14 protein-coding genes are annotated in these 20,518 nt (G+C 44.8%); 7 read left to right on the top strand and 7 right to left on the bottom strand.

Annotated features, from left to right (window positions below; genetic code table 11):
• Window positions 1-91 precede the first annotated feature (91 nt).
• The 3 genes from F1644_RS05940 (at window position 92) to F1644_RS05930 (ending at window position 6,689) form a co-directional block, all read left to right on the top strand.
• A complete protein-coding gene (locus F1644_RS05940) occupies window positions 92-3,799 on the top strand; it encodes a SusC/RagA family TonB-linked outer membrane protein (RefSeq protein ID WP_118304791.1) in 3,708 nt (1,235 codons plus the stop codon).
• Between the two features lie 32 nt (window positions 3,800-3,831).
• Entirely contained in the window at window positions 3,832-5,436 is a 1,605-nt protein-coding gene (locus F1644_RS05935; RefSeq protein ID WP_158571913.1) for a RagB/SusD family nutrient uptake outer membrane protein, read from the top strand.
• 98 nt (window positions 5,437-5,534) lie between these two features.
• Window positions 5,535-6,689 carry a TlpA disulfide reductase family protein gene (locus F1644_RS05930; protein ID WP_118304789.1) on the top strand — a complete coding sequence of 385 codons (1,155 nt, stop codon included), beginning with the start codon at window positions 5,535-5,537 and terminating at the stop codon, window positions 6,687-6,689.
• Between the two features lie 214 nt (window positions 6,690-6,903).
• On the opposite strand, the gene F1644_RS05925 is transcribed toward F1644_RS05930, so the two are convergent.
• The 4 genes from F1644_RS05925 to F1644_RS05910 form a co-directional block, all read right to left on the bottom strand.
• Complete coding sequence (locus tag F1644_RS05925) at window positions 6,904-8,382, bottom strand: glycoside hydrolase family 10 protein (RefSeq protein WP_118304788.1); 1,479 nt, start codon at window positions 8,380-8,382, stop codon at window positions 6,904-6,906.
• Window positions 8,383-8,515: 133 nt separating this feature from the next.
• Window positions 8,516-10,384 (bottom strand): hypothetical protein, encoded by a 1,869-nt coding sequence (locus tag F1644_RS05920; protein ID WP_118304787.1) that lies wholly within the window; start codon window positions 10,382-10,384, stop codon window positions 8,516-8,518.
• Window positions 10,385-10,496: 112 nt separating this feature from the next.
• Window positions 10,497-11,555: a BF3164 family lipoprotein gene (locus F1644_RS05915; RefSeq protein WP_118304786.1), complete on the bottom strand. Its 1,059-nt coding sequence runs from the start codon at window positions 11,553-11,555 to the stop codon at window positions 10,497-10,499.
• A 6-nt stretch (window positions 11,556-11,561) separates the two neighbouring features.
• The gene (locus tag F1644_RS05910) at window positions 11,562-11,795 is read right to left on the bottom strand and encodes a hypothetical protein (protein ID WP_087421214.1); all 234 of its coding nucleotides are present in this window, start codon (window positions 11,793-11,795) and stop codon (window positions 11,562-11,564) included.
• Window positions 11,796-11,964: 169 nt separating this feature from the next.
• Here F1644_RS05910 and F1644_RS05905 point away from each other — a divergent pair, with 169 nt between their 5' ends.
• The 3 genes from F1644_RS05905 to F1644_RS05895 all read left to right on the top strand — a co-directional run bounded on the left by F1644_RS05905 (window position 11,965) and on the right by F1644_RS05895 (window position 15,032).
• Complete coding sequence (locus F1644_RS05905; RefSeq protein ID WP_158571911.1) at window positions 11,965-13,338, top strand: sensor histidine kinase; 1,374 nt, start codon at window positions 11,965-11,967, stop codon at window positions 13,336-13,338.
• Window positions 13,339-13,356: 18 nt separating this feature from the next.
• The gene (locus F1644_RS05900; RefSeq protein ID WP_087421216.1) at window positions 13,357-14,055 is read left to right on the top strand and encodes a response regulator transcription factor; all 699 of its coding nucleotides are present in this window, start codon (window positions 13,357-13,359) and stop codon (window positions 14,053-14,055) included.
• Between the two features lie 71 nt (window positions 14,056-14,126).
• Complete coding sequence (locus tag F1644_RS05895) at window positions 14,127-15,032, top strand: Rpn family recombination-promoting nuclease/putative transposase (RefSeq protein WP_230328288.1); 906 nt, start codon at window positions 14,127-14,129, stop codon at window positions 15,030-15,032.
• A 19-nt stretch (window positions 15,033-15,051) separates the two neighbouring features.
• Here the strand turns inward: F1644_RS05895 and F1644_RS05890 are convergent, their stop codons facing one another.
• On the bottom strand, window positions 15,052-16,026 hold the full coding sequence (locus F1644_RS05890) for an N-acetylmuramoyl-L-alanine amidase family protein (RefSeq protein WP_118304784.1): 975 nt from the start codon (window positions 16,024-16,026) through the stop codon (window positions 15,052-15,054).
• Window positions 16,027-16,244: 218 nt separating this feature from the next.
• Between F1644_RS05890 and F1644_RS05885 the strand changes: the two genes are divergently transcribed.
• Window positions 16,245-17,111, top strand: a complete 867-nt coding sequence (locus tag F1644_RS05885) for a NigD1/NigD2 family lipoprotein (RefSeq protein WP_118304783.1) — start codon at window positions 16,245-16,247, stop codon at window positions 17,109-17,111.
• 336 nt (window positions 17,112-17,447) lie between these two features.
• Here the strand turns inward: F1644_RS05885 and F1644_RS05880 are convergent, their stop codons facing one another.
• Together F1644_RS05880 and F1644_RS05875 are read right to left on the bottom strand one after the other, a co-directional pair.
• Window positions 17,448-19,751, bottom strand: a complete 2,304-nt coding sequence (locus F1644_RS05880; RefSeq protein WP_118304781.1) for a TonB-dependent receptor — start codon at window positions 19,749-19,751, stop codon at window positions 17,448-17,450.
• Between the two features lie 236 nt (window positions 19,752-19,987).
• The gene (locus tag F1644_RS05875) at window positions 19,988-20,350 is read right to left on the bottom strand and encodes a hypothetical protein (protein ID WP_118304780.1); all 363 of its coding nucleotides are present in this window, start codon (window positions 20,348-20,350) and stop codon (window positions 19,988-19,990) included.
• Window positions 20,351-20,518: the final 168 nt, after the last annotated feature.

Here is a 20,518-nt window from a genome sequence, read left to right as displayed (position 1 = left end):
GAGCCGTGCTGCAAACACTGCTCCTTGTCAAACTCGTTCAATCCTGCTGCAAACAGGAATTGAATTATTGTAGAATCTTAATTACAAAGTTATGAAAAAAAATCTTTATGCCTGCATGGACAGGCATAGAAAAGTAATGAAGCTTATTTTAATGATGAAAGCGACGTTTATTTTATCGGTTTTGTTTGCGCTGCAAGTGCATGCCGGGGTTTATTCCCAGCAGGTACGGTTGAGCATGAACTTGGAGAAGGCTACGATCAAACAAGTTATCGGGGAGATCAAGCGGAACACGGAATTCAGTTTCGTGTATAGCGATGCGGATATTGCGGGAATGGAATGTGTGGATGTCTTTTTTAAGAATGAACCTGTTGAGAATATTTTGACAGTATGTCTGAAAGGGACGGGATTGAAGTTCGCAATCGAGGAAAAGACAATTATTATATGGAAGGGTACTCCGGTGAAACAGGATGTGAAAGAGGAAAGAATATTGAAAGGGCGAGTTGTTGATGAGAAAGGGATGCCTCTGCCGGGAGCAACCGTGATATTGAAAGGTACGACGTTAGGAGTTGTTGCGGATACAGCCGGAGCTTTTAATATTATGTTACCGAAGGAGGGAAAGCATATGTTGGTGTTTTCTTTTGTGGGAATGAAAAAGCAGGAGATTCCGGTGACCGATAAGGAATTTATTGAAGTTGTGCTGGAAGAGGATAGAGAGGCATTGGCAGATGTGGTGGTGACGGGATACCAGACGATTGCCAAGGAGCGGGCAACGGGGGCTTATTCGATCGTGGATGAGGAGACGTTAAGGAAGAAACCGACGTCCAATCTTGCACAAGCGTTAATTGGGTTGGTGCCGGGATTAACAGTAGTCAGCGCCCCCGTGGATGGGCAGGTGCGGTTTGCTATTCGGGGGCAGGGTACCATATCGCAAGTCTCTATGGGAAATGCCAATTTTAAGCCGGACAATGATCCGTTGATCGTGGTAGACGGGTTCCCGATCAGTGGCTATAGGCTTGATAGCGACCCGTTTTCAACGATTAACCCGAATGATGTAGAATCGGTGACGGTGTTGAAAGATGCGGCGGCAACTTCTATCTACGGTGCACGTGCTGCCAACGGGGTGATCGTGATCACCACGAAAAAGGGACGAACGGGGAGAAAGTTGGAGATTGCGGCAGATGCGTACTGGTCTGTGAGTTCACGGACAGATTTGGACTATTTGTTCAATATGGCTTCAGCGGAGAATCAATTCCGATTCGAGGAATTGATGCATAAATATAATCCGATTAATCTTGCAAGTAATGATCCTTACACGAAACTTTCCTCCCGGAGGCGATATATGTCGGCTCCATTCGGTATGCTATACGAACGGGATAATAAAAAGAATCTCTCTGCGGGAGATTATGAGGCTAAAAAACAGGAGCTTATCGAATTAGGAAACCGGGAGGTGTGGAAAGATGATTTGAACGAGTATATGTTCCAGCGGATGATGCGTCAGCAATATAACGTGTCGTTGCGGGGAGGTTCAGAGAAGTTGGATTACGCATTCTCGGCTTCTTATGATGATGAAGATAGTTACTTGCAAGAAAATGGCAAGCGACGTATATTGTTGAACTTGGCGAGTAATGCCCGGTTGACGAAGAACTTGACGTTCGAGTTTGCGGTGAGTACTATGTTTGATCGGGATGAGAACAATGGGACGAGCATTGAAAGTATGCGGGGGTGGCTTAGTCCGTGGACGAGACTGACGGATGACGAGGGAAATTTCGTACACGTGGCAACCTCTCAGACGGTATATGAGCCTTTGTTGATGTCGGGGGAATATTATGCAGGAAAAACTCCGACGGACTGGACGTACAATCCTGCTGCCGACCGGAAATACACGGATAACTATTCGAAAACGATGAATTACAGGGTACAGGGAGGTTTTGAATACCGGACAAATTGGGGATTGAACATGAGTGCCAAGGGACAATATGAACAGCGAAGATATACCAAGCACGTGTCTTACGAGCCGGAATCGTTTTACGTGAGAAATTTGTATAACACGTATGCCGAGCCGTTAGAGTCCGGGAGGTATGTTTCTTATTTCCCGACCGGGGGCGTGTTTTCCAACGAGGGACACACGTATGAGGCTTATAATTTGCGCGGGCAGGTGGACTATACGATGATAAAAGATAAACATATGTTCAATGCCTTGGTGGGGACGGAGGTTATTTCCGCCACGACGGAGGCTGATCCGAAAGTGACACGCTACGGGTATAACAAATACACTAATTCCGTGTTGACAGAGTTGGATTACGTGACGAAACGGAATAATATTTTCGGGGTATCCGAGTATATGCCTTTCGAGAAATTGGGAAGTCTGTCAACATTGGAGGATCGCTTTTTCTCGGTGTATGCGAATGCATCATACACTTATGACGATCGTTATTCGGTGACTGCCAGTTTCCGTACGGATGCGTCCAATTTTCAAGCGGAAGACGTGCGTGATAAATTCTCCCCGTTTTGGTCGATGGGAGCTAGTTGGTTGATTTCGAACGAACGTTTCATGCAAGAGGTCTCTTGGGTGGATCAGTTGAAGTTGCGGGTATCATATGGTATTGCGGGTGTGGCAGCCGGTAAACAGGGAACGTCCAGTGTGACGACGGTGGCTGTATATCCGGGTAGCTTGGTTTATTCTGGTAACGAGGCTTTTAATACGATCGCTGCACGCGGAAACAACACGTTGACATGGGAAAAGTCGAGGACGCTGAATATCGGGGCGGACGTGGCGTTTTTCGGGCATAAGTTGAGCGGTAGCATAGAGTTTTATAACAAGTTTTCGTACGATGTACTGGCGAACACGACGGTGCCGGTGATTTCACAGGGAGAGACATCCATGTTGTTGAATAATGCAGAGATATTGAACAGAGGAATCGAGTTTACCATCGGTTCGGATCTTCCGGTAGCGGGAAATTTGATTTGGAGCGGGATGTTGAATTATTCCTATAATCACAATGAGTTGAAAAAATTCGGTTACACGGGGCCTTATATGCCGGTGGGACCTGCATACGTGGTAGGACACCCGATCGGTTCTGTGGGAGTGCTGAAAGCGGTGGGGTACACGCCGGAAGGTTACGTGTTGTTGGAAGGGAAAGACGGTACACAAGAGATCATTATGGATTATAATTCTTCGCATTCGATGGATTACGTGATACCTCGGGAAGGAGAGACGTTTAATGATAGTAATTGGGCTTATTATTTGGGAACGTTGGCCCCGACGAGTTCATTAAGTTTTAGTAACCAGTTTAGCTGGAAAGGATTGACACTCTCTTTCATGATCACGGGGCAGTTTGGTTATTATGTCAATACGACTTCTTCTGACAGTTTTTCACCTGCTAGTAGAAACTCGGCGGCCTATTCTAAACGCTTGGACAAGGCTTTGGAGGTATATGATGAAGGATATGCCAATCAGACGTCTTATTCTGAGTTGCCGCTTTACACGGATAGTAATGTGGATGCATTCCGGAGTGGAGAGACATATTTGGCCACGATAGGGGCAGCGATGTATTTTAAGAGCGGTTTCGTGAAAGGCGATCATATTCGCTTGAATGAAGTGTTCTTGGGATATGATCTACCGGAAAACCTGTTAGCAAAACAAGGGGTGTTCAGTCGGGTGAATATTTACGCGCAAGCAAGTAATTTGGGGCTAATTTGGAGTGCTAACGGGAAGATGGATCCCGATTATCCTCTTGGAAGTTTGAAACCAATGCCCGTGTTCACGTTTGGGTTGCGACTCGGTTTTAAGAGTTGGTAGAATGATTATGAATGGATAAAACAATAAGAAATATGAAAAAGATATACGCAATTATCACCTTGTTGGGAACCATGATATTGGGGGCGTGTAGTGACTTTTTGGATGAGGCAACGGACAAGTCGGGTAGCGCTTACATTTATCACATGGATCAGCTTTACGGGCTGATGGGAAGTATTGATCTTTATTTGTTTAACAATATAGATTCGGATACGGGGGAAGGATCTTCTTCCGGGGCTTACTTGACGGAAGCGCTACCGCTGTCAGATGCGGTGGAGTTGTCTCCGGAGTTTTACGTGTACGGATTGTTGTCGGGAGAGCCTACGACTTACGAGGCGTATTGTTGGCAAGGGGAGACGTTGATGACGTCGGACTGGATGATATGGACTTGGACTCCGGTTTGGGAACGGATTTATCGTTTCAATACGGTGCTGGAATATTTGGATGAGGTCGTGCAGACGACAGCGGCTGTACACGATCAAGTGGAGGGAGAGGCCCGTTTCGGTAGGGCGTATTACCACTTTATGTTGTTGACGCAATATTGTTTGTGGGATGAAGACAAGCCGGGGATCGGTTATCGGGATAATGCCAAGGCGGGAGAGATTCCGGGACGGGAGACTGTCGGTTACACGTTGGAGCATATTTACGAGGATTTAAGGTTGGCGGAAGAAGCATTGACGAGAGCAGGACGTACGACGTTTGATCAGACGCGTAATTTCCGTCCGACAGTACCGACCGTGCAAGCATTCCGGGCGCGGGTTGCCTTGTACCGGGGGGATTACGAGTTGGCGTTGGCGAATGCGACCGAAGCATTGAAAGCCCATCATGTTCTAGTGGATTTCAAGAACGAACCGGAGTACGAGTTGGAAGAGTGGAGTTGGATTAGCGTGTTAGATGAAGAGGGTGAACCGGTGGATGAGATTGTTATAAGTTCTATGTTTGAGTTGGACGATATGGATGTGGAGGCGGTAGCCAAGTATGAAGAGTTGTACTTACCCAACGTGTCTTGGGAAGGGCTAGGGGGAACTTGTCCGATATCAAAGTCTTTTTATGAACTTTGGGATCGGGAGAATGATGCCCGCTGGATTTATTTCTATAGTTCTTGTACGCCTCTTTTGATGGCTTATGCTAATCTTGTCGAATTGGATCCAGAGACATGGACCGAATATATCACTCATGAAAATTGGCAACGTTTGAAACCTTGGAATTTGTATAGCTATTCACGTTTTGCCGGTAACTCGCTTATCGGGATGACCACGGCCGAGATGTATCTGATCAAGGCTGAGTGCGAGGCTCGAAGTGGCAATACAGGTGAGGCGGCCGAGACGTTGCGAACGTTGAGATACACTCGTTTCATGGACGAGGCGTCTGCCGAGGCCGGGGTTACAGGTAGCGTGCAGAACGTGCTGGATGAGCGGTTACGGGAGATGGGTGCATTCTGGAGATTCTTTGATGTTAAACGTCTGAACGGGGCGGAAGATGCCGGTATTTATGTACGTCGTGAAATTTTGACAAACCCTGTTGATTTGAACACGCGTACCGTATTGGAAATTGCCCCGGATGATCCTCGTTGGGCATTACCGTTCTATACCTTTGAAGCGGAGATGATGGGGTGGGAACAGAATGCCGGTTGGGAATAATGTATAGAATGATAAGTTGTATAAAATTGAAAAAGAGGGTGGATAAGTAATTGAAGACGTGGAATATAGAAGTGTAATTAATTTAAAATAGGATAAAAATGAAAAGCTTTTTAATATTATTGGTGATCAGCGTGTTGTTCTCTTGTGGTAGTCAGGCGGGATACGTGTTGAAAGGGGAGTTTAAGGGAGCGGGTAACGGGCGTGCCGTGTTATTGATGAGTAGTGAAGGTCAGCGGGTGATCAGCGATACGGTGGAAATGAAGGGAGGAAAGTTCGTGTTTGAGGGAGAAGTGCCGGATGCCGGATGGGCAACCGTGGTGGTGGAACCGGAGGGGAAGGAGGGTGTTCGAATGATGTTGGCATTGGAAAATAGCCGGATCGAAATGCGAGGTGATTGGAATAATTTAGGAATGGATGAAAACGAGGAGCTGGCTGTCCTTGGGATGCAAATTATCGGTTCGAAGAATCAAGACGTGTACGAACAAGTGGAGGGGCAGTATAAAGCGGTAAAAGAATTGCCGGAGTTTACAAAATTTGCAGAGATACTAGAAAAGGTGCTGGAAACTCCGGAAATATTGGAAGATACTACTTTTTATTGGGAGTATAAGAAAGGGTATGATGTATGGATTGCACGTGTAAAGAAAGAACAGTTGAAAATAATGGCAGCTAATCCGTCCGTGGAAATGGTGGCTTATGAATTGGGTTATATGAAGGATAATATGACGTTGGAGCAACTGGAGCAGGTTTTCGGGCAGTTCGACGTGAAAGTGCAGCAGAGCAAATGGGGAAAAGCGATTCGGGAAAGTATCGAGTTGCGGCAACGGATTGAACCGGGACGCTTGGCTCCGGAGTTTACACTAGCCCGGCGTGATAGTTCTTTGGTGAGCCTTGCTGATTACCGGGGTAAAGTGGTGGTGCTTGATTTTTGGGCAAGTTGGTGCAGGCCGTGTCGGGCGTCTTTTCCTTGGGTGCGGGAATTTTATGAAGAGTATCGCGAGAAAGGGGTCGAGATTATTGGAGTGAGTATTGATGAGAATAAGGCCTCATGGGAGAAAGCATTGGATGAGGAGAGGTTGCCGTGGCCGCAGGTGATAGATGAAATCGAGAAGGGGAGGTCTCGTGTGGGAGGTTTGTACCACGTGTTGGCCGTGCCGATGTTCGTGGTCGTGGATAAAGAGGGAAAGATCGTGGTGCGAGCCCACATGGAGAAAAAGGAGCTGTCGGCAGTAGTGGAGAAAGTCTTGGGAAAGTAACAACAAGTTAATAATATCGCAGGCATGCATATCGCTAAATTATAAACGGCTTCTCGAAACGATGCATGCTTGCGTTTTAGGCGTTGGTTTGGGAAAAAAAGCATATAAAGCGTTGATGCCAAAGGGGGAAGGCTAGCCAGGGAGGTTGTTGAAGGAAATGCTGAAATAAAGGTGAGTGCAAAATAAACAGCGGTAAATTTCACCACGGTGAAATTTACCGTATACCTTTTATCTTCTTTCCTTTCGATTCGTTGTGAAAGCGGTCAACAGCCGTGATCACGTAACGGCATTTGAATTTTTTGTTCGGGATGTAACATTCCGTGTAGCGGGTGACAGCGACGATGTGAGCCGGGTCGTTCAGGTTGATTTTCTGGCCGGGGAAGAAACGGTAGATGACGAAATACTGGGGATTACGGGGATCTTCCCGGTCTCCGCGGGCGAACCATTTCACCGTGTAGCCTTTTTCCGAGCGTTCGGCTCGGGGAGAGGCTATTTTCTTGGGACGGCCGTTGTGCATGTGGGTATAGGCTGGGATTAATGCGGGGCTACGGTGGTAATGTTCCCGGAGGCTATCGGTAATCCCACCGTTATTCCAAAGAATCTCGTTCGCAGGCCAGAAACAATTGCCTTTCACGTGACGTAAGGAACGAGCGAGTTCCATCTTTTGGGTGAGATCATTGGCTTTCATCGTGCGGGCAACGTCCTGCCCGATGTATAGGTGAACATCATGAGCATTTTTGTCCCACCATTCAGCCAGCGTGATATAGTCTGCGGCCGGGTGGCCGATTTCCCAGTATATTTGGGGTATGTTGTAATCAATCCATTTCTTTTTGACCCATAAGGTTACGTCGGCATACAGGTTGTCATAGTTCTGCAACCCGTTGGTGTTGCTGCCGCTACCGTCGGGAGTACTTTTTTTGTTTCGGTAGATACCGAAAGGACTGATCCCAAAGCGTACCCATTCTTTGGTTGTCACGATGGTGTGTTTCAGCTCGCGGATGAGTTTATTGACATTCTCCCGGCGCCACTCGTCCCGTTCTTCGGGTTTGTAGCCTTTCCCGTAGGTGCGGAAACTGTTGTCGTCCGGAAAAGGCATCCCGTTCACGGGATAGGGATAGAAGTAATCGTCCATGTGAATGGCGTCCACGTCATAGCGGCTCACGATGTCTTCCACGATCCGGCAAATGTACTTCCGGCAAGCGGGTATGCCCGGATCGAAAAGTAACTGTTTGTTGTAGGTAACGAACCATTCGGGATGTTCGTGGTACACGTGGGTTTCTGCCAGCGTGGAGGTGCCGGAAGTCCCGGCGCGAAAAGGATTAAGCCAAGCATGAAATTCCATGTTACGGCGGTGACATTCCTTGATCAGGAAAGCCATGGGATCGAACAGGGGATCGGGGGCAACACCTTGCTTGCCCGTGCAAAAACGACTCCAAGGTTCTATTTCCGACAAGTACCAGGCATCGGCTTCCGGGCGGACTTGGAAAATTATAGCGTTGATCCCACATTCTTGCAATTGGTTGAGTTTACGAATAAAATCGGCTTTCATCTCTTCCGGTGTCATTTTAGCATATTCGCTTTGGAAAACGGTTTGAATCCATGCCCCGCGAAATTCTCGCTTAGGGGACTTTTGTGCCGATAAGGTGGTTATACCTAAGATCAAAAATAAAATGAGTAACCGGATATGTTTCATGCGTGTTGATTTATGATGTCGCGAATATAGTTATTTGTCAGAATAAAAGAAAGGGAGACTATGATGTCTCCCCAAAGTGATGGATTTAGATGTACTATGGTGTGAATGGGATCCGGTCGATCCCTCGGCGGGATTAATCCAGTCGTTGGATTAATTGTTCCATTTGTGCTTTTATATGTAGTGTTTCTTCTGATTCTTTTTTAGGTTTCAGCGTGAGTATCTGACGGGCACATTCCAGTGTCTTGTCCCGCAGGCCCATTTCAAGGTACAATTGGGCCAGTAGGAAATTGGGATACACAAGGTTGGGAACCATGTGATGTGCTTTTTGAAAATACTGTTCTGCCAGTTGATATTCGCCCAGTGCTTGGTAGCTCTTGCCGATACGATTATAAATCTGCGGGTCAGGGAGAATTTGTGCCACTCGTTGAAGGATGGCGATACTCTCTTCATGTTGCCCGGTTTGTGACAAGGCGTACCCGTATTCCATGAAAAAATAGGGGTGACGTAGCGTGTTTGTTAGCGGGGCGTATATCTTAGCTGCCGTGGCATATATTTTCATTTTATAATAAAGACGTCCGTGGGCCCATTGTTTGTATGCTTTGAACATCGTGAACTGGGGGTAAACGATGGTGGTCGTGATCCCGATCAAAAGTAGAGAGGTCATGATCGGTATAACTTTGGGAATTCTTTTTCTTGCGGGCTGAATGTCTGAGGTCCCGAGAGAGATTAACAGTACCAACAAGATCGAGAGGGATAATGATTGAATAGGGGAATTGATGAATCCCGCGAGGATAAAAGCAATTAAGGCTCCCGTGATAGCCAGTTTCTCCGGGTGTTTATCCATGTTCCTGAATCCGGAGAACAGGACGGAAACGATGAGGCCGATAAACAATAATATCCCGATGATTCCCGTGCCGGTTGCCAGTTGAATGAAGTCGTTCACCGGGCAGTTGGGATTCCCGGCAAGGGCTACTTCCTGTTCGGTTGGTTCTCCTTGTTCAAAATAGATTGTTTGGGCATCCCCGAATGCTTTCCGGAAATTGCCGATCCCGACACCAGTGATCGGTTTTTCCTTCAGCACTTGCAGGGATATTTTCCAGGTTAACAGATGTTCGTTTATTTCATCCTTCCGTAATCGATAAAAACCGGTGGTAAGCAAGCCTATCACGAGTAAAAGTGTGATCCCGGATATGGCAGTTCTTTTGTGACTTCGGAGTATAGAGGCCTTTATAAAGGAGTGAAGGTTCAGTTTAAAGTACAGGACAAATAGCCCGCTACATCCCGCGATAAACCATGCGGATGGGATTCCCGTAAACGGTAGTATGGATAGAATCCCGATTAGCCCGAGGGCAGAAAGAAGGAATAAAAGAATGTCGTCAACAATTTCCAATCTCACATGTTCTTCATCGGCTTCGGTAAGGAGACGAGAGTAACCGTATTTTAATTTCTGGAATAACGTGATGGTCCAATAGAGAGCTATGGGTAGAGTGATGGCCAGAAACATGGCATAGGAGTTCGTGTGGGGTAGCGAGCCTGAGAGCGTGAAGTCTTTTTGCATATCGGGGATATAGGCGTACAACTGGCAATATCCCCAGATTACCTCCAGTAGTGCAAAAGCGATCAGTACGAATTGGAATACCTTGGTGGCTTTTTTATAGTGGTGGAAAAAGGTGTCGAAGAAGAAAAAGGAAATGATTACTAGCAAAAATATTTTCGCGTTCATCATTTCCATGTTAGAGTAGCGGGATATGTCAATAATCACTACAGTCAAAATCCCTATCATTATTGACTTGGTTATGTCGATACTCGCGACCGACATAGAGTAAAAAGCAAGACCGAATGTTATAACTCCCGTGAGTAATAACGTGGAATAGAACCAGAAATATTTGGCAAGCGTTAGCCCGTTCATTCTGTCAGGATCAATTACCAGTATGGTCATAACCAGTAATATGAATCCGGTGAAAGCGATCGGGTATGCTATGTCTCGTGTTTCTCTTGCCATGGTTTAATCTAACGATTCAATTTTCCGTGGTATTATTTGCCGTTTCCGGGTAAAGGTCCTTGGAAGGAGACCTATCAGAGACATCATTCCAAGGCCTGGTCTCACGCGGAAATTAATCCAATGTATATTTGATTAACACTGAATTTGGGTTGTTTGTCAAACCGTAAATTGCATTCTCTTCTTTGTTGAAAGAAATAGAGGTGAACGGATTTCTTAATAAATAAGTGTGGACGTGATTGCCCTCCCAGTCGAACACAACAATCCGTTCACCGTATACTATCTGGTCTTTATATTTGCGGTAACTTCTACCGGAATACAAGGCGTATATGTACTCGTCAGTAACTTCAATGTCACAGAACCCGAAGAGATTGTCTGTGGAATAGGCAACGGGCGTTCTCCGCATGTTTTTAACTGTGGCTTTCGGAGAATAAAGATTCAGCTCGGCAACGCGAGTGATATTGGTGCAAGGTATGAGAGAGCAGAAATCGATGATGCCACTCTGCATATTCGCACAGACAAATTTTGTTCCGTCGGGTTTTATCTTGATGATATTACTGGCAAATAAAGCACTTCTTAAAGTATCGTTTATGGTGCGATAACTCGGTATTTCTGGGTAACTTAAAAAGTATTCTTCGCTATTGTTGTTCATTAAACCGTATCTACCTTCGTCAAACATTCCGGTAGAGATAATTGTCGAGCCTGATTTTGCCACGCAAAGGTGTTTTTTATCCTTGGGCATATCAATAAATTTAGGCCCGAATTCAGATTGTCCGAAGTGATTTAGATCGAATTCAACTAATCTGTCATTTCCAAAGTCATAGGCGGAAAGGAGTCCTTTGTCGTCAAGGGTCATCGTGAGAATATAGAGTCCCCGATCCGCACCCATTCCCGTTGGCAGATAACTACCTAGTAACTTCCCGTTTTCTTGGTATATGGAGATTTTATTAAGTCCGTTTCGATCCAATACAATAAACAAGGAATCCTTCTTGATAATTTTTGTTGGGTTATAGATTCCAATTTCATCTAAGTTAATTGTTTCTCCTAATTGGTTCAAGGAGATTGCACGACTTGTACTGAATAATGGATTATCCTGTTTAGTAACCTCGTGTTTCTCTTCAGAACAGCCGAATACGAGAAATAAAGCTATAATTATAAATGCTACTTTTTTCATGATATATTATTCGAGTGATAAACCTGCGTAAAATACGGGATTGCCATCTTTGTCGTATGTCATACATACTCCTCCGGGAGATTTGCATGGATTGTCATCATCATCTTCGTTATTTCCAAATGCTTCGATATTTTGGATTTTTATATCTATATTCGTAGAATCTTTCCTTAGACCTACATTTGTTAATGTAAGTACTAATGTTATAGATATGAAGATTATTATTAATACTATTTTTTTCATTTGTACTGGTATTTGATGTGAGACAAAAATAGAGGATGGATTTGATTTAAATTGTATCAAATTTGTATCTATTTTTTGTTAATTTATCTAAATGGTTTTAGGCTGTGCTAATATGTGTAATAGAGAATATTTTCTATATTTTTGTGTGTATTTATTAAAACAAGGGTTTATGAATAGAAGAATTCATGTTGTTTGGGGTGTTTCGATTTTTGCTATACTTTGTTTGTTGATATTTCAAGGTTTTTGGCTGAATAGAATGATTGAGTTCAAAAAAATAGAGTATTTGAATTTGATTAATAATATTTTATCTGGAGCAATAGAATCAGGATTTGAAGAATATGTGGTTGGAAATCGAACTATATCTAAAAATCCTGTACGTGTTAGTATTCATTCTAGTGATAATACCGTAAAGTTTGTTTGGAAAGGAGACACGACAATTGTTGATTACGATAAGGATGCTGGTTATCTAGGTGTGTTTCGGAAAGTATGTTATGACTTGATACAAGAACAGTCCTCTGAAAATATTAATATGTTAGATAGTGTATGTGGTTCTATTTTTAGGAATAATGGTATTAAGGATGAATATGTATTAGAATTAGTAGATACAAAAAGTGGGGATATAATTGCATCAACAGGTAATAGGGCTTTGGGGATAGAAAAGAAACTTGTTTCTAATATGGTGGAATTAGGATTGAAAAGTCATCATGGTGTGATTGTTTATTTTGATACACCTTATAGAACGTTTTTTACCCAAATGACAGGAGCTCTAATTAGTTCTTTTCTCTTGTTAGTTTTGTTAGTCGTGTGTTTTATTTACCAGATCAAAACGATCCTCGTTCAGTACCAAATATCCAAGATTCGGGAAGAATTTATGAGTAGTATGGTTCACGAGTTGAAACTTCCGTTATCTGCCGTGCAAAATGCTTTTTCCGGGATTATTTCGTATGGAACTGAAAATTTGAAGGATGCACAGAGAATATTGTTAAATGCGGCACATAAACGGGTGGATCAATTGAATAATTTCGTGTATAAATTATTAATTGTTTGGAAACAAGGGTTTAAAATATCGTGGAATAGATTAAATTTGCGAGAAACTATTGATTCACTGGTTGCATTGTTTGATCCGATGTTAATGGGGAAGAATGTCTCTATCAAGGTTGACTATCAGTTGAGCGTTGATGTAATTGAAGCGGATGATATTCATTTCCCGAATGCCATAAGTAATTTGATAGAGAATGCTATCAAGTATTCGGGTGATCCGGCAAAAATAGAGATCGAGTGTAAAGAGGTGGACGGGATGGTCGTGATTGCCATTAAAGACAACGGGATTGGAATTCCGGAAAAGTTGAAAGAGAAGATCTTTGAACGGTATTACAGGATTCACCGCGGGCGTTCGACTGATGTGCATGGTTTCGGGATCGGGTTAAGCTACGTGAAACAGGTAATCGAGGCGCATGAAGGCGTGATTCGGGTGGAAAGCGAGGTCGGTGTTGGCACGACTTTCACCGTGATGATCCCTTTGGTGAAAGATGAGAACGATTAACAGTTGACAAACGGGAAAATGATTAAGATTTTGTATGCCGAAGATGACGCCATGCAGGCGAAAACGTGTATTGATTATTTGAAAAGAGCCGGGTATAAGGTGGTTCATGCTGCCGATGGAGAACAGGCCTTGTGGTTGTATCGCAGGGAAACGCCCGATTTGATCTTGATGGACGTGATTATGCCCAAGATGAGCGGGTTCGAGGTGGCCAAAAAGATTCGGGAAGAGGATTTTTCGACGCCAATCCTGTTTATCAGTTCCTTGACACATTCTCAACACGCTATTGATGGTTTTGACCTTGGAGCGAATGATTACATACGTAAAGAGGTACTTCTGGATGAAGTGGGTGCTCGGGTGAACCGGTGGTTGAGGAATATGGGAATGTTGAAAGTCGAGACCGATTTCATGAAGATTTCAGATGATGTTTCGTTTAACCCGATTCGTCGGTACTTGATTATAAAAGGGGAGACGAACCAGCTGACTCCTATGGAGGCAAGAGTGTTGAAAACCTTGTGTTTGAAGAAAAATCAATACGTGAGTAAGGATGAACTGGTCAAAGAGGGATGGGGTAATGATTTTAAAGAGTCCTATCGTTACTTGGATAGGGTGATCGCTCGTTTGAGGAAGTTCTTCCCGAAAGGTGATCCGGTTGAGATTGCCACGTCGTGGGGGAAAGGGTTCGGGTTGATGGTTAAGAAAAAGACTTCTCTGCAATAGCAAAAGCGACTCTAAATGATGGATTTATCGAAATAATGCCTATCTTTGTAATAGGTATAAAAAGAATAGCCATGAGATCTAATTTAATACATTTCGATTGGGCGATGAAACGCTTGCTTAGGGACAAGAGTAATTATGTCGTTCTGGAAGGATTTTTGTCAACGTTATTGCAAGAAGATATACATATTTGTCGGTTCTTGGAAAGCGAATCCAATCAATCGGATGCGAGCAACAAGTTCAATCGGGCAGATATTCTGGTGGAGGATACCAAAGGAGAATTGATGATTATTGAGATCCAAAATAACCGTGAATTGGATTACTTCCATCGGATGCTATACGGGGTGTCTAAAACGATCTCGGAATATATAGGGTTAGGCGATGCTTACAGTGAAGTGCGAAAAGTCTACTCAATAAATATTGTTTATTTCGATTTGGGACAGGGTAAGGATTACGTGTATCATGGGAAAACTTTGTTTCGGGGATTGCATGACCCGAACGACGAGTTGAAATTGTCTGTCCGGCAACGGGAATTATTCGTGGGTAAAGATGCTGGAGACGTGTTCCCGGAGTATTACGTGTTGCGAGTGAATGACTTCGATACGGTGGCTCGGACGCCTTTGGATGAATGGGTCAAATTTCTTAAGACCGGAGAGATTGACCGAACTGCCACGGCGAAGGGATTGCCTGAAGCGCGTGAACGTTTGCGGGTGGATGCCTTGCCGGAGCATGAAAAACGTGCTTATTACCGGGATATGGAAGCTTTACGTTATCAAAAAAGCGTCATTGAAACTGGTCGGATAGAAGGAAGAGCGGAAGGAAGAGCAGAAGGCAGGGAAGAAGGTAAGGCAGAAGGATTCGTGGAGGGAGAAAAGAGGAAACAACAGGAGATAGCCGGAAAAATGAAATCCTCGGGGATAGCTTTAGAGACGATAATTCAAATAACGGGTCTTTCTCGTGAGGAGATAGAACAATTGTGATGCATGCAGATTTGATAAATTATTTATTCTTGTAGTTTTTATAATCTTCGATAAGTCCCTCGCACATCCAGTTTGCTAGAGCCTGTCGGTTATCGTCCAGTAGGAAACGTTGCTGGTCCTGGCTGTTCTGGATATTGCCAAGCTCGACGAAGACAGCAACGGGCAGGGATTGCTTGATTACGAACAAGTCACGTGGGGACACGGTGCCGGAAAAACCCCGGAGAGGTTGGTGCTTGTCGTATTTCCGGTTGAAAACATTTTGTAGCGTGTTTGCCAGATGTTTGCCCTTGGCACTTCCGTCGTAATGATAGAAAAACACGTCAATTTGCTTACTCTCGCTTCGGCTGTCGAGGTGAATAAAAAGAGCCCGGCGATAGTGTTCCTTGTCTTTCTTGAATAGTTCGTTGATCTTGTCGCAACGTTGTTGCAGACGTTTGACTTGGTTCAAGGGAATGACTTGTCCCATGCAGGTTTCCCTGTCGCTGATGTCAAGGAATTTGTCGTTGCGAATACCGTCTTTTGCGTCTTGGATAATGATGTGTACTTTGGCTCCTTTTGACATGAGGTTACGGGCCAGACGGAGCATGATGTCATAGGCGTACTCGTCTTCGTGTAACGGGTGGCCCCGTAATTCTCCGATGGCCCCGGGGTCCGGTCCCCCGTGTCCGCTCACGAGATAAAAGCAGGCCCCGTTTAACTCGTCAGAGTCAATGGTATATTTTGCCAATTTCTCTCCGAATAGAGGTTCGTTGCCCTCGTTTTTCAAAGGGGGAAGGGTGTACGTGACACCGAGTTTTAGCCCGTTATTTTTGTCCAGCTTATCCCGGTTCAGTTCGACGAAACGGTCGAAATGAAATGATTTCGTGCGATTGAAACGTTTTAGAAATTGCAGAACTCCTTCTCCCTTGTTTGCCTTGGCCGTTTCCTGTGCCGTGGAGGAAAACGTGAAAATAATCAGAAATAAGAAAGAAAATATAACGAGCGAGTATTTCATAGGCATTATTTTGTTACAAAGATATAGATTTAGTTGTATGTTGCAAGTTACAAGTTGTCGGTTTTGGCCTTGTTCCGGGGTGTTTTAATATTTAGTAACTTGTTGCTTTTGAGGGTCTGAATATTTTGAAACGAATTTTAAAAAAAGCAATAATATAGCCTGTTGACGCAACTTTTTAAAAATGTAAGCATCTATTTAATGTATTAAAAAAAACAGCTATGAAAAATAAAACATGGAAATTTGCACTTATTTGTTCGTTGATCGTGATGGGTTTTACGGCTTGTGACGATGATGACGAATATTACTACGTGGGCGGAGGTAGCTCATGGCTTAGTTATGGTAACCTCGAAAAAATTGATAATGGAAGCCGTTCCAAGTTTGCCATTCGTCGGGACGATGGTAACCGGCTGATCGTGACGGAAGGGATGCCTATTAATTTTGACGGGGCGGAGGAAGATCTTCGGGTGTACGTGAATTACTCGATCGTGGGTAGCGAACGTGACGAGACCGGGTTGGAAGGTAATATGAATTATTACATTCGTCTTTACGGGTTTGATGACGTGTTGACGAAGGTGCCGGTAAAACAGTCTTTTATTAATGAAGATGAGGAAGTACGGCAAGATAGTATTGGTAACGATCCGATCAACGTGCGGGAAGCGTGGTTCGGTGGAAGATACTTGAATGTCGAGTTCCGGATTCCGGTAAAAGACGGGTCTAAAGAGAAACACTTCATTAATTTGGTACAGGACGACGTGGTGGCTCATAATGACACGGTTTACGTGACCTTGCGTCATAACGCTTACGGAGAAAGGCCTGACACGGGTAACGATCGAGGGAATTATTCCTGGGGTCGGGGACGGGTTTCTTTCGACTTGACATCTATCGTGCCTGAGGGACAGACGTCTGTACCGGTAAAACTGCTCTGGACTGAATACGGGAAAAACACTTCAGAAACGGTTAACCGGGAAGATAGTGGAACCTATACCCTGAAAAATACTGGTGAAACGGGTGAAAACAAGGGTTTGAACCAGGATAAGAGTAAGATGGTGGCGACAGAAGAAGTTAGTGAATGTGTGGTTGAATAACGGGAAAGATCAGATAACCAACATACTATATTCAATAAAAGCCATGCCGAAAAGGTATGGCTTTTTTCATGTACTTTCGTTGGTATCTTGCCGTGGTTGAATAGGTGTTGTAGGTGTGTCTCGTTAGTAAGTCAATGGAAAGTCAACGGGAAGTTAACGGGAAGTGGATGGATGGCGGTGGTGTATTTTTATTTGATTTTATCTTGAAACGTGAAGGATATATTAACGAGTCACCAGTGAAATACCGAGGCAAGTACGCTTTAATACTAAGGAGGAAGAGCCGAACCTTGCGAGTTCGGCCCTTTGTCGATAAAGTGAAATCTTGATACTGTATTTTTAGAATATTCCGAATTTCAGGCCTGCAAAATAAGTTCTTGGCAAGCCCGGACCGTAAATGTAACCGGAATCTCGGAATTCCCCCTTGTCGAAATCGTTCTGGTAACTGTCGAACACGTTTTGCATCCCGATATTGAACTGAATTGTGTAACCTCTGCCAACCTTGATGTCGTATGCCAGTTTAATCGTGGCGTCGAAGAAGGAGTCCGTTTTTTCCAACACGTCTTTCTCGATGTACCCGGCCGAGTGCCCCACGTACATGGAACCCGTGTAAGTCCCGGAGAGGGCTGCCGAGAAGTTTTTGAACGGGAGCAGGTTTAGCGTGGCGTAGCCGTATTGATCGGGTGAGCGTAACAGTTTGCGACAGGCTTCCACGTCCGGGTCTTTACTCCATGCGACGGGTTCATCGTATTTACTACTTTGCAGGGTGGCCCCGAATTGTAGTTGTACGGATTTGTGCGGGGCGATCTTGCCTTCAAGGTTGAATCCTTTCACCACGGCGTCCGACCCGTTACGGCGTTCCAGTATTTTGTTCTCGTCGTCCGATTCGATCTCTTCCAGCACGAAGGGGTTGTGGAGGCTGGTGTAGAATCCTTCCAGTAGGAGGTTGATCTGTACGGGGCCCCAGGTGGTGTAGTAATCCACGGATGCACTGTAACTACGGGAACGTTCGGTCTTCAAGTCCTTTGCCACTTGTATTAGGGTCACTTCCCCGCCGACGGCTGCCACGTGAAGGTCTTCATCGTAGGTCTGGGGAGCCCGGAACCCCTCGGAATAGCTTGCCCGCAGGCTTAAATCGGAGATCGGGTTATAACGAATGTTCAAGCGGGGGCTGAATATCGGATCGTCGATTTCCGAGTTTTTATCCAGACGTCCGCCTAATAGAAAACTGAATCGTCCGGTTTTCCACTCGTTCTGAAGGTATGCGCTGTACACGGAAACTTCTTGATTGATTTCCCTGTGGTAACCCAGCATGAGGTCGTTCAGTTTGTTGTAGGAGTACTCTACTCCCGCGGTGAGGGAAGAGGGCATGAACAGGAAGTTGTCGAAGTCGTAGGAATACTGGGCTCCGCCCACAACCGTGAAGTCTTTGGTCTTCCCGTAAGCGTTCGTGTCTTGTCCGGCTCCATAGTAGGATTCACGTCCTATGTTCTGGATGGAAGAGTACACGTTCAAGCGGTGTTTGTAGTCTTTTGACGAGAGTGTGTAGTTCAAGCTCCCGCCATGAATGTTGTGATCGGCTTGCTCTGCCACGTCGGCCTCGTGAGGTGGTCTGTCTAAATTGTTTCCTCCTCGACGGAATTCCTTGATATGATGGTATTCTAGGGTGAATTTACTGAAATGGGTCGGTTTGTAGTACGTCTTGAAACCGAGTGTCGTGCTGTTTATTTTTCCCAGTTCGGAAAAACCATCATCGTCGTGGTCGTAAGCTTGGCGGTCACGCACCATGCCGAACAGGTAGATTCCGGCATCCCGTTGATCGTTGACGATGGCCCCGTTGAAGGAGGTCACGTTGTCAAAACTTTCCCCGTCAATGGCGGAAAGGGTGTGTCCAACTTGAAAAAAATTGTACAAGGGTTCTTTCGTGATGATGTTGATTGTTCCGGCGATGGCGTTTGACCCGAAGAGGGCGGAGCCTCCACCCCGTAGTACTTCTACTCGTTCAACCATATTGGCGGGAATTTGTTCTAAGCCGTACACTCCGGCAAGCGAGCTGCACATGGGGCGACTGTCAATCAATATCTGGGAATAGGGGCCGTCCAGCCCGTTGATGCGCACTTGCTGGAAACCGCAGTTTTGGCAGTTGTTTTCAACCCGTAGTCCCGGCTGGAAGTTTAAGCCTTGGGACAAACATACGGAGTTCGTGTTCTCGAATACTTTGGGTGATAGTACATTGACGATAACGGGGGCTTCCCTTCTATCCGTTTCATTCCGGTTAGCGGTGACCACTGCTCCATCAAGCATAACGGCATCCTCGCTGATTTCGAAGTTAACTTCTTGGGTTTTCCCTCTCACGATCACGATTTCTTTCTCTGCACTTTTATAACCAACCCCTTGTACGCGGAGTGTGTATTTTCCTTCCGGCAGGTTTTTCAAGAAAAAATGCCCGGTTTCGTCCGTGGCCGTACCGATGTTGGTTCCCTTCAACAATATGGTCATGAAGGGGAGATGTTCACCGGTTTCTTTCAGGATAATGTGTCCGGTGATATGAGCATCCGTGGTTTTCTTCACGGTGTTTTCTTCATCAGCCCAACCGTAAAGGGTTGGGAAAAGTAATATAACGAGTGTAAGTAAGTTTTTCATTTGTACGTAATTATTTTATACCTCATTCCTGTCCGGGAAAGAGGGGTATTTTTTTCTAAGAATGAAAGCACGCAATTTTGTGCTTACTAGACTGATAACAAGAGGGATGTCCTAATGTTTGGCCATAGTTTTCCTTTCTTGGAAAAAGTATGGCTTGGCATGAGACGTACCTGCCTGGAGACAATTATAGTCCCTTGCATTTCTTTGAGAAATGCTTTTTAGTCTGAATGAAATAATTACGCGAGAATGGGAGGAGCCCGGAGTTGGCTTAAGGTGAAAATATGTTTGTCCGGTTCATCTGCCTGATTCCGGATATGGTAATGTCTCTGGGTTATCGAGAAAGAGATCAGTATGAGCAATGCGGCACTGATCAAGGTGATGAAAGTGGTTAAGTAGGCGATTAATGTCAACTCTTTGGGGGAGTGCGTGTGATTGGCTTTCCCGTCGGCATCGGCGTGACCGCAAAAGAAATGGGAATGGACAATCGTGACCCCGTTAACCACATGATAATGCGAGAAAAAGGTGATACTTCCGTAATAGCTCAAAAACAGAGCTAGTAGGAACAAGTGTATCAGTTTATTTACATTTTCTCGACGCATATCTAAATCGTTTGCTTGACAAATGTAGACTATTTCTAAATAATAAGCATGAATTTTTTCTTAAAAATGTATTAAATGTTGCCGAAGGCAAGTTACAAGTTGGTAGGTTACAAGTTGCAGGTTATTAATTTAGATTTTAGATTGAAGAAACTGAAAACTGGTACACAA

Origin of the sequence: Butyricimonas paravirosa, assembly GCF_032878955.1 — a bacterium.
In the GTDB taxonomy this organism is placed as follows: Bacteria; Bacteroidota; Bacteroidia; order Bacteroidales; family Marinifilaceae; genus Butyricimonas; species Butyricimonas paravirosa.
Note: the sequence above shows the minus strand (reverse complement) of the source record. Positions and strands in the feature narration are given on the sequence as shown.

Bases quoted from the DNA above. Each gene is read 5' to 3' on its own strand.
- F1644_RS05885 (WP_118304783.1), top strand. From the start codon at position 16,245: ATGAAAAATAAAACATGGAAATTTGCACTTATTTGTTCGTTGATCGTG.
- F1644_RS05895 (WP_230328288.1), top strand. From the start codon at position 14,127: ATGAGATCTAATTTAATACATTTCGATTGGGCGATGAAACGCTTGCTT.
- F1644_RS05890 (WP_118304784.1), bottom strand. From the start codon at position 16,026: ATGAAATACTCGCTCGTTATATTTTCTTTCTTATTTCTGATTATTTTC.
- F1644_RS05905 (WP_158571911.1), top strand. From the start codon at position 11,965: ATGAATAGAAGAATTCATGTTGTTTGGGGTGTTTCGATTTTTGCTATA.
- F1644_RS05900 (WP_087421216.1), top strand. From the start codon at position 13,357: ATGATTAAGATTTTGTATGCCGAAGATGACGCCATGCAGGCGAAAACG.
- F1644_RS05940 (WP_118304791.1), top strand. From the start codon at position 92: ATGAAAAAAAATCTTTATGCCTGCATGGACAGGCATAGAAAAGTAATG.
- F1644_RS05935 (WP_158571913.1), top strand. From the start codon at position 3,832: ATGAAAAAGATATACGCAATTATCACCTTGTTGGGAACCATGATATTG.
- F1644_RS05920 (WP_118304787.1), bottom strand. From the start codon at position 10,384: ATGGCAAGAGAAACACGAGACATAGCATACCCGATCGCTTTCACCGGA.
- F1644_RS05915 (WP_118304786.1), bottom strand. From the start codon at position 11,555: ATGAAAAAAGTAGCATTTATAATTATAGCTTTATTTCTCGTATTCGGC.
- F1644_RS05875 (WP_118304780.1), bottom strand. From the start codon at position 20,350: ATGCGTCGAGAAAATGTAAATAAACTGATACACTTGTTCCTACTAGCT.
- F1644_RS05925 (WP_118304788.1), bottom strand. From the start codon at position 8,382: ATGAAACATATCCGGTTACTCATTTTATTTTTGATCTTAGGTATAACC.
- F1644_RS05910 (WP_087421214.1), bottom strand. From the start codon at position 11,795: ATGAAAAAAATAGTATTAATAATAATCTTCATATCTATAACATTAGTA.
- F1644_RS05880 (WP_118304781.1), bottom strand. From the start codon at position 19,751: ATGAAAAACTTACTTACACTCGTTATATTACTTTTCCCAACCCTTTAC.
- F1644_RS05930 (WP_118304789.1), top strand. From the start codon at position 5,535: ATGAAAAGCTTTTTAATATTATTGGTGATCAGCGTGTTGTTCTCTTGT.